The sequence below is a fragment of the Nostoc sp. genome, assembly GCF_036917755.1.
GTDB lineage: Bacteria > Cyanobacteriota > Cyanobacteriia > Cyanobacteriales > Nostocaceae > Nostoc.
This window is the reverse complement of sequence record NZ_JBALFC010000074.1, coordinates 17,795-27,644: the sequence shown is the minus strand read 5'-3', so window position 1 is coordinate 27,644 and position 9,850 is coordinate 17,795. Positions and strand designations below refer to the sequence as shown.

7 protein-coding genes and 1 pseudogene are annotated in these 9,850 nt (G+C 44.2%); 3 read left to right on the top strand and 5 right to left on the bottom strand.

Going from position 1 to position 9,850, the window contains the following annotated elements:
• The 4 genes and pseudogenes from V7L05_RS17480 to V7L05_RS17465 form a co-directional block, all read right to left on the bottom strand.
• A pseudogene (locus tag V7L05_RS17480) lies at window positions 1–152 on the bottom strand (photosystem II q(b) protein); the annotation flags it as partial.
• Window positions 153–390: 238 nt separating this feature from the next.
• The gene (locus V7L05_RS17475) at window positions 391–1,065 is read right to left on the bottom strand and encodes a DUF2834 domain-containing protein (RefSeq protein WP_335165802.1); all 675 of its coding nucleotides are present in this window, start codon (window positions 1,063–1,065) and stop codon (window positions 391–393) included.
• A 120-nt stretch (window positions 1,066–1,185) separates the two neighbouring features.
• Window positions 1,186–2,295, bottom strand: coding sequence for a heat-inducible transcriptional repressor HrcA (gene hrcA / locus V7L05_RS17470; protein ID WP_335165800.1), 1,110 nt, complete (start codon window positions 2,293–2,295; stop codon window positions 1,186–1,188).
• Window positions 2,296–2,726: 431 nt separating this feature from the next.
• On the bottom strand, window positions 2,727–3,059 hold the full coding sequence (locus tag V7L05_RS17465; protein WP_334950728.1) for a rhodanese-like domain-containing protein: 333 nt from the start codon (window positions 3,057–3,059) through the stop codon (window positions 2,727–2,729).
• Window positions 3,060–3,218: 159 nt separating this feature from the next.
• Between V7L05_RS17465 and V7L05_RS17460 the strand changes: the two genes are divergently transcribed.
• The 3 genes from V7L05_RS17460 to V7L05_RS17450 all read left to right on the top strand — a co-directional run bounded on the left by V7L05_RS17460 (window position 3,219) and on the right by V7L05_RS17450 (window position 6,306).
• A complete protein-coding gene (locus V7L05_RS17460; protein WP_335165798.1) occupies window positions 3,219–4,877 on the top strand; it encodes a DUF3352 domain-containing protein in 1,659 nt (552 codons plus the stop codon).
• A gap of 238 nt (window positions 4,878–5,115) precedes the next feature.
• Window positions 5,116–5,310, top strand: coding sequence for a hypothetical protein (locus V7L05_RS17455; protein WP_335165796.1), 195 nt, complete (start codon window positions 5,116–5,118; stop codon window positions 5,308–5,310).
• A 168-nt stretch (window positions 5,311–5,478) separates the two neighbouring features.
• Window positions 5,479–6,306, top strand: a complete 828-nt coding sequence (locus V7L05_RS17450) for a dienelactone hydrolase family protein (RefSeq protein ID WP_335165806.1) — start codon at window positions 5,479–5,481, stop codon at window positions 6,304–6,306.
• Between the two features lie 170 nt (window positions 6,307–6,476).
• On the opposite strand, the gene V7L05_RS17445 is transcribed toward V7L05_RS17450, so the two are convergent.
• Window positions 6,477–9,593 (bottom strand): MFS transporter, encoded by a 3,117-nt coding sequence (locus V7L05_RS17445; RefSeq protein ID WP_335165794.1) that lies wholly within the window; start codon window positions 9,591–9,593, stop codon window positions 6,477–6,479.
• Window positions 9,594–9,850 lie beyond the last annotated feature (257 nt).

Sequence of the window (9,850 nt, the reverse complement as noted above, 5' to 3'; positions counted from 1 at the left end):
GCGATTACGAAGCAGGCGGTGGCGGCTAGCAGGGTGGGAATCATGACTACGCCGAACCAACCGATGTAGATGCGGTTGTTGGTGCTGGTGATCCACTCGCAGAATCGATCCCATACGTTGGCGCTTTCGCGACGTTGTAAGGTTGTTGTCATTGTTTTATAAATGCGATTATTTGTGAATGAATTTAGGTAGGTTTGACTACCTGTTACACATCTTAAATAATTTATTGCATTTTGTAAAGTACTTACAGAAAAATTTTTTCTTGGGATTTACGCACCCACAACAGAAAATCCCCAATCTACTGAAAAAGGGGACTTTGGCTAAATTCTGTTCTATAAATTTTGTAAAAACCTCTTAACGAAACTAAACACTCTCTATATATATTCTTGTTCAATTCACTTCTGCCTGCTTGGATATTGATTCTACACCCACAACTTGTAAAGGTGGACGCACAGATAAATAAATCAATGGGCCGAATAGGGGTATCAACGCTATTAACCAGAACAACTGCGGATTTTTCCAACCGCGACGCGCCATATCATCCCCCAGTAATGTGGGAAAGAGTAGGCAAAGTAGGCAAAAATCTAAACTCATCACATTAATGAAGCGGTTGGTTTGCCACTGTTGTACAAAACTGTCCCAATCTCCTCCTGTTAAACCGTAGGCAACTAGAATAACTGTGGCTACAGTCAAGACAATCCCAGTCACACGAGAATCTAGCAGCTTGAGGAAGGCATTCTTTTTACCGACAAAATTATTATTTGGTTCTCGTAGGGCTAAGTACGGCAACAAGGCAAAAGCACCAACTGCGAAAGAGGCGATCGCAAATAACCAAGCAGGTATTTTTTGCCCTCTACCATCAATAAACACTACTGCACTGTAAATAAGAGGCCAGATGCCCATGAGGTTGAATAGTGCTATTACTAACGGGTTTACGCCTTGCCACTGACCAATAGAAAGGTTTTTAATTAACTCGAATGTACCGGGTTGCTCAGGAGGAGCGAGGAAAAAAGCATAGGTAATGAATCCCAGCCACAGCACCCCAAAGGCAATTTTTCTAACCATGAAAGATTTAAGTAGTATTAATTATTGATTTTGTCACTAAAAATTCGGCTATCTGCCTACTATTGTATTATTCACTGCCTAAACCCGTAGCGACTTGTGCCTAAATATCAGATGATCCGATTAAGGATTGAAATAACTGAAAGCTTCTGAGAGATAATCAGCAGCAGATGCTACGACTGCGATCGCACTTTCATAATCTAGGCGCGTTGGCCCCAAAACTCCCACACTTCCTACTGGTATTGAACCTCGGCGATAGGTGGAAGAAATTAAGGTGCAGGTGCGTATCGGTTCTAGAGGATTTTCTGCCCCAATGCGAACCGTTACCTTTGGCTTCCCCACATCCTCAGACTCTGGTTCCTCAAATATTAATCGCCATAGTTGATCTTGTTCTTCTTCCAACAGGTGGATAATCGTTTGTACCTGCTGTAACTGGGAAAATTCCGGCTGGCGTAAAACTTCTGACACACCCCTAACCATAATTTGGGTTGCAGTCGGTGCAAGAGTGCGACGAGTCAATTCGGTAACTGAATTTTTTAAGAATTCCCCGTAGCGTTGGAACTCTTGATCTAGTTCAGTCCAGTCGAGGTTGGCTAATTCCAACAGACTTCGCCCCCGTAAGTGGCTATTCAAAAAGTTAGAAACAATTTGCAACTCGCGATCGATTACTTCTGGTTCGCGTTGTGTTTCCTCTGGTATTGGCGACAAATCCATCAACTTGGAATGTGTCTCATAAGCATCTGTCACCACAATCAGCATGATCCTTCCGGCTTCTACTTGCACTAATTGCAGATGTCGCACTATCGCTGTAGTGGTTTGGGGCATGGTAATCAAGCTAATGCAACCACTCAAGGTTGCTAAAATTTGAGCAGCTCCTTGCAGTAGGGTTTCTAAACTCCGATCTTCCCACTGGAGAAGCTTTTGCAGTTCTACCTCTACTTCTCGCCCTAAAGTTTCCGTTCGCGTAGCGTCTCGCAGAGAAGGTGTAATTAGCTGGTCAACATAAATGCGATAGCCTGAGTCTGAAGGTATTCGTCCGGCGGAGGCGTGTGGTTGGTAAAGTAACCCAGACTTTTCTAAAACGCCCATCACATTGCGAATTGTGGCTGAACTTACACCCAGGTCGTACTCATCAACCAAAGCTTTTGAACCAACCGGCTCTGCTGTAGCAATATAGTGACGTACCGTTGCCCAAAGTATATGCTGTTGTCGATTTGTTAACTGGACTTCCATAAGGCATCTTTTACTGAAGGCAAATTTTAATCAAACTCTGAAAAAATTTCTGGATTTGATCGCAAACAAAGATTATTAATAATTAATTAAGATACCAAATTAGACAGTTCTCTAATGATAAGTATTTTTAAAGTTTACGTGCTGATTTTTTGAGAGTGCGCTGGAAATAGGAGCTAGATTTATACTGCAAAAGCTGCCTTTACTCATAACAGTATTTTTGCATAACTTTAAACTTATAACAGTATTATTGAATACGTATTTTTCTGGAATAACTGATATATTTGCGTTGAAAAGCTCCGTGAATATATACTCACTAGCAAAAGGTGTAAAGTTTCCCCTCAAAACCCTAAGTTGATGCAGTCCTATTTTTAGGATAGCAGAAGCCAGCTGGAAGAGTAAATCCCAGCTGAGTTATGGATTACAGTCAGAAATTAATACTGGGGAATTGAAGGGTCAACTAATAACGAGTAAGCATCAATACCACCGGAAATATTTTGCACATTTGTAAAACCTTGAGCAATTAACCACTGGCACATTTGGGCGGAGCGGATGCCGTGGTGACATAGCACAAAAGTTTCAGCTTGGGGATTGAAGAGATTGGGTACTTGATCTCCCCATTCGGCAAATTGACTTAAAGGTAGATTGACAAAGCCCTCAATGCTAGCGATCGCCAATTCTTCTGGTTCACGCACATCTACTAGCTGAATACTTGGATCACTAGAAGATAGACGTTGTGCCAGTTCTTTTACACTAATTTGGTTCATGAGTTCCCTGTCATGAGGTTTTCGTAAACAGTCCTAATATTATTTATGGTGACAGAAAATCTCTGCCTTGGCATGAGCATCCATTCTCAACAGGGCTGATTGATTTTGGTAAGCTTTCTGTTTAAATGGCTGTAAACCGTCTTTCTTTATAGGTTTAACGTGAATAGGCAACGTTCATTTATTGGTTTTATCGTCGCTGGTGCGATCGCACTGCTAGTAATTGCGATCGCTAGCTTTTACTGGTTTTTCGGCAAAAGTCCGGCTAACCTCATTGGTTCTACCTCCCAGCCTGGTGCAACCATATTCGTGTCGAAACTTTCGCCTGTAATGGTATCATTACTAGCGAATCCTGACCGTTTGCAAGCGTTGGAACGGGAAGAAGAACTATCTAAACTCAAAACCAGTTTATTCGCCAAAAGTGGCATAGATTACAAACAAGACATTCAACCCTGGTTAGGGGACGAAATTACATTAGCTATCACCACCTTAGATATTGATCGGGACTTAGAAAACGGACAGCAGCCAGGGTATTTGTTGGCACTAGCAACCAAGCAACCGGAGAAAAGCCGCGAGTTTGTTGAGTTGTTGTTTTCCAAACGGGCGTTAGCTGGAGCGAACTTAGCTGTTGAGCAATACAAAGGTGTAAAGCTAATTTCTGACAATTCTCAACCAGAGCAAGACTTGCTTGCAGGTGCTGTTGTCGGTGAAGGCTTTGTGTTGTTTGCTAACGATCCGAAGGTGTTGCGAGATGCGATCAATAACGTCCAAGCGCCCGATTTAAATTTGACTAGCTCGCCCGAATACCAAAAAGCTACCAAAGAACTGCCTAAAGGGGGTTTAGCTGTAGCTTTCTTGAATCTTCCCATTGTGGCAAAATGGCAAGGCTTAGAGTTACCAGAAGAACTTTATAATAGCCAAATCATATCCTTGGCGTTAAACCCCAAAGGATTGCTAGCAGAAACCACCTTTCTGACTTCATCGGAAATTGTCTCTCCATCTGCACCACTATCTAAAGCTGTGGGAGCATTGCAATATATTCCAGCATCAGTAGGTTTGGCAATTTCCGGCTCAAATTTGAGTAATTTGGGTAACAGTGATTTAGCCAAACTCTGGAGACAAGCGATAGCAACTATATATGGTTCTGAGGATGTAGTTTCTCGATTAGCAAAACCCTTGGCGGATATTCAAAAACGCTGGAGGATAAACTTACCAGAGGATATTTTCAGTTGGGTACTAGGAGAATATGCCATAGCATTGTTACCTGATAAAGAGCAAACAACCCCTCATTGGATTTTTGTAGTGGAAAAATCCGAGGGTGTAGAACAAGGCGTTGCTCGTTTGGATGCGATCGCTTCATCTAACGGACTCAGTATCAATCCCCTGACTATAGATGAGCAAAAAATCTCCGCTTGGACTGAGTTAATTACTGCCACTAAAAAAAGTGACGTAAAAGAGGGAACATCTTTCAGCATTGAAACAAAAGTGCGGGGATTGCATACAACTTTCGGAAATTATGAAATTTTCACGTCTGACTTAGAGACGATGAATGAAATCCTCACAGCTAAGGATAATTCCATAATTAACAATTCCAATTTCCAAGATAGTATCGCTGCGATTCCCCGACCAAACCAAGGCTATATATATCTTGACTGGACAAAGAGCCAGAATTTGTTAGAGCGTCAAGTACCGATTCTCAAGTTAGTGGAAGTCTTAGGTAAACCATTTTTTAACAATCTGCGATCGCTCACAGTCAGTAGTTATGGAACTGAGACGCGATCGCTCAAAGGCGGCGTTTTCTTCAAACTCGATAATTCGTGAGATTTTCATCAAAAGTCAAAGTGCAGAAGGCAAAAGAATTGTTTACCTTCTGCCTTTTCTGATCCGATAATATTTACTTAAATTTCCTGTAGTATTTGCTATTCGTATTGTCAATTAGCTGGTGGAGAAGATCGGATAAATCGGGAAAAATAATGCGATCGCTCGATCGCTCTTTGTTCGGCAGTGATGCCAAGCGTTAAATTCAGATTAGCACCGTCAACTCTTGAAGGGAATACAAATGACAGCAGATATGACTGTAAAATATCAAGTTCTCAAGGCAGTAGAGCAAATGCCCCAGGACGTTACTTTTGAGGAAGTGATGGAACGCCTTTATTTCCTGTACAAAGTTGATCAAGGTTTAAAGCAAGTCGAGACTGGTAATACCATCTCACAGGCAGAAGCCACAAAGCAAATTAAAATATGGCAAGAGTAAGCTGGACGAGTCATTTTTATGTGGCGATCGCTCTTTGTATATAGGCGAAAACTGAGGTAGCAAACGTAGCCAGTATTGCATTAAACTGATTGGTAAACCGTAGTATTCGCATTATAGTACTGTACGGTCAACCAACAATAAAACTTTCGCAAATTCAAGGTAGAGATGATGCAAGAAGTAACTCGCCGCAAATTTATTGCAACAGCCACCCTAGCGACGGGTTTTGCCCTCGCAGTACAACCCATTTCTGCTGGAGTCATCACCACCAATGCTAAGGGGTTGGTAGCTGGTGCGGTGAAAATTCCCGTCAAAGATGGCGAAATTCCTGCTTATAGAGCAGCACCTGCCACTGGAGAAAATTTCCCAATTGTTCTGGTAATTCAAGAAATCTTTGGCGTACACGAGCATATTCAGGATATCACCCGGCGCTTTGCCAAGTTGGGGTATTTAGCGATCGCACCCGAATTATTCATCCGTCAAGGCGATGTCTCGAAGTTAAGCAGCATAGACGAAATTCGCCCAATTGTCGCCAAAGTGCCAGATGCTCAGGTGCTATCCGATCTCGATGCTACGCTACACTGGGCGGTGAAATCAGCTAAAGGTAATGCCGATAAATTGGCAATTACAGGCTTCTGCTGGGGCGGTCGGATTATCTGGTTATACGCAGCACATAATCCCAAGGTGAAGGCTGGCGTGGCTTGGTACGGGCGACTTGTGGGCGATGCTACCGAACTTCAGCCCCAGAATCCCATCGATATTGCATCAAAACTGACAGTCCCGATTCTCGGACTCTACGGCGGCAAAGATACAGGTATTCCCATCAATACAGTAGAGCAGATGCGCGATCGCTTAAAGTCTAGCAGCAAATCTGAAATCATTGTCTACCCCGATGCACCCCATGCATTTTTTGCCGATTATCGCCCCTCCTACCGCGAGAAAGAAGCTAAGGAAGGTTGGAAACGTCTTTTGGCATGGTTTAAGCAGCATGGCGTGTAGTGGGGGATGAGGGGGATGAGGGGGATGAGGAAGAATAATAATAAATTAAATTGTTCGCTTACTTCTACTCCTCCCCCATCTCCCCCATTTCCCCATTAGTGTAAGTCTGCAAAACATAGAAAAGCCTCCTGTATAGGAGGCTTAAAAGTTAGCGGAGAAAACTTGTTAAACTACGGCCTTGCAGCGAGCGCTCCTCCTAATGCCGAGAAAACCGCAGAGACGGATGCTGTAGCAAACAGCCACCACGCTGCTGTAGCTGCGGCTTTGCGGGTTTCTTCTGCTTGCTTCTGTGCTTGACGCTTCACCTCTTCTAGGCGGCGTTGGGCTTCGTGCTGTATGCGTTCTGCACGTTGTAATACTGTGTTGCGGGCCCGTTCAATTTGGTCAATGATCCGGTTAGCGTCTGCTTCGGAGATGTCCTCACGAGAACTCATAATTGCCACTAGGGTATCACGATCAAAAGAGGATAGGCGATCGCGCAGGGCATCAAACCCCGCCTGGGGATCGTCAAAAAATGTGCGAACATCGCGCTTGATACTATCGTAATTAAGTTCCGGGCGATCCAGGGCGTTGAGATAGTTGCGAATGCGGCCGAAAACCCCGTCAATTGCATCTTGAATGCCTCGTTGAATGTTCCGCACTTGTTCTACAAATTGATCCCTTACGGATAGCATGTTATCGGCAATCCGCGCCGCTTCTTCATCAGAAATATCTTCCCGAATTTTCAGCAAAGCGATGATCGTAGAACGGTCAAAATGAGAAAGCCGATCGCTAAAACTTTCTACCCCAACTCGCGGATCGTGCAACAATAATTGCAAGTCGCGTTTAATACCTTCTGGGTTAAGTTCTTCCTTGCCAGTTTGCCGCAAATACTCTTCCAGATAGCCTTTGAATGTTTCCATTCTTTGCTGTGTGCGGCTAGCTAGGCGACGAGGCGCACGTACAAAGTTGCGAATCGAAGTTTGGGTGGAATCAATGATTTCATTGACTTGTTCTTCACTTAAGTCTTGGCGTTGACTGAGCAACTTCACCAGTGTATCCCTGTCTACCTGCGACAACCGACGGCGCAGTGCGACGGCTCCCTGCTGGGGATTTTCAAACAATCTGGTCAAATCTCGCTGAATACCTTCTGGGTTGAGTTCTTGTTTACCAGTATTCCGCAGATAATCTGCGATCGTCGTAGTCACAGAGTCGTATTGCTCTTTAGCTTTATCCACTACCGCTTGTGGTGTGTGGCGAATGCTATGCCACGACTCCTCAGCAGTATTGATGATTTGATTAACTTGATCTTCACTCAAATCTTCCCGTTGACTCAATAACTGTACCAAGGTATCGCGGTCAAAGCGAGACAACCGCGCCCGAATTGAGGTAATTCCAGCTTGGGGATCTTCCAGTAGCTTTTTGAACTCCGCGCGGATAGCATCAGGATTCAGTTCTGATTTTCCTGTGTTACGCAGATATGATTCTACATTCAGCCACAGGGTTTCTGCTTGATATTGTGCCTGTTCAGCTAGTCCTTTGGATTCTACCAAAACGCGATCGCGCTGTTTTTCCAACTCATCGAGAATGCTGTCTACTTCATATAGTTGGACATCATTACGTTGCAGCAATATCTCCCGTATCTCCTGACGTTCCAGGTGCGCCAGTCGCAATGTCAGGGTTTCATCATCTGCCTCTGAGTCTTCCAACAGTGGTTTAAAATTCTGCTCAATGCCTTCGGCTGTTAAATCTGCTTTCGGGGTAACGAGCAGATAACTTTCCACTGCACGTTGCAAGTCTTGGACTATCTCTCTTTCTTCGACAACTTTCACTGTCACTAGCACATCTTTGCGGACAGCTTCTAGCTGATCTGCAATGCGGTGAATTTGGTCTTGGGTAAGTAGTCCTCGCTGTTGCAGAATATTGATGAAATCGTTGCGGGATAGTCGCTCTAGTTCTCTGCGGACTATTCCAGGGTCAGCTGCTGGGTCGTAGATGACATCACGAAATTCCTGAGTAATTTTTTCTGTACTCAGTTGCCAAGCATAAGTGTTGTGCAGGTAGTTTTCGACATCAGCCCGAATTGGGCTATAGGGTTGTGATGGTGTTGGCAACCCTAGCTTATCTGCTTGTTCGGTGACTTTCTCTTTGGCAGTGGTCAGGCTACGCAAGATTTTTTCTACATCCAAATCAGGCAAATCTGCCCGTCCCAAAACAATGCTGGTTAAGGCAGTTATTCCTTGCTGGAGTGTACTTTGAATTGCCCCTGGAGCCGCCTTTTGGTCAGATTGTTTGGAATTACGCGTTTCTGTTACTAGCCGATCCAGCTTGGCGTTGAGTTCATCTGTTTTAGTTTGTCCGGCTGGGAGTGATTTTAGATAATCCATTAACTCACCCAGACGGTTTTCGGTGGGTGGTTGCTGACTTACCACTTGCTGCCAGACTTTATACAACGTATCAGCAATCCGGGTAACGTCTTTTTTGGAAAGGTCAGTGCGACTGCTGACTAACTCGATAAACTTTTCGCGGTCGATGTTGCGAATATCTGGAGTCCCCGCGATCGCTTTTAATTGCGGATCGTTGAGTAAGTTTTCAAAGTCACTCCGAATTTTCGACAAATCTAGCTCTGGAGGACGGATCTTTTCTAAGTAATCCTCCATGTTCTCCCGGATACTCACAGGGTCGATAGCGCTTCCTAGTTCCCGACCGATAGCGGCGGCGGCGGCTTCAGCCGTCGCTACAACTTGGTTATTGATAGCTTTTGCGCCCAGTGCGGCGGTGGCTGTACCCATAATCGCCTGAAAGCCGGAGGTTGCTGTATTGACGACTGAGCCAATTAAGGAACCTACGGTGGTGGAACTTACCCAAACGAGGAGCAAAAAGTAAGCACCCCAAATCACCAAGCCGAGAATTGCTCCCAATCCTGGGTCTAAGATTACAAGGCTCAATTTTACCGCGAGGAAACAAGCGATTAATAAGGCGATCGTCACAGTGACTAATGTCCAAATCCCCACTGCTGTGCCGATTTTGCGAATGCTGCCGCCCAGACTTCCGACTTCCCCACTATCTGAATCTGAGTCAGATGAGTGCCCCAGGTAGGAAATACCGGCTGCAAGGGAGAGATTAGTTAGAACTAATTGGAAAGCAAAGGCTAGAATCACGCCGGAGATTAAAGCTACAAAAAAACGCGGCCCGGAAGTGAGAACCGATGCCTGTGCTGGCGTGACGTTTGAGGTATCTCCTTGAATCTGTGCCACCCACAATAGTGGTTTGTAGAGTCCCACCATGATTTCCGTACTTTGGAACATTGTATTTCCTTCTACTAAGTTTAAATTTGGGGAATTAAGAATTTCTTGAGAAGCAACTCTTAGTATTTATGTTTGTACCTATGGCAATACCTAACTGTTTAGTTCAGAATCGTAGAATTTCGCTGTTTTAAGCATCTCTCCAAAGGCTGAAAACCGTATCCGGCGAAAGATATAACTTTTATATCTAACGCTGAAAATATTCATGATTCAGATGAGAAATTTGGCTAATTCTTGGCTGCTACTTTTTAATTTTTAAT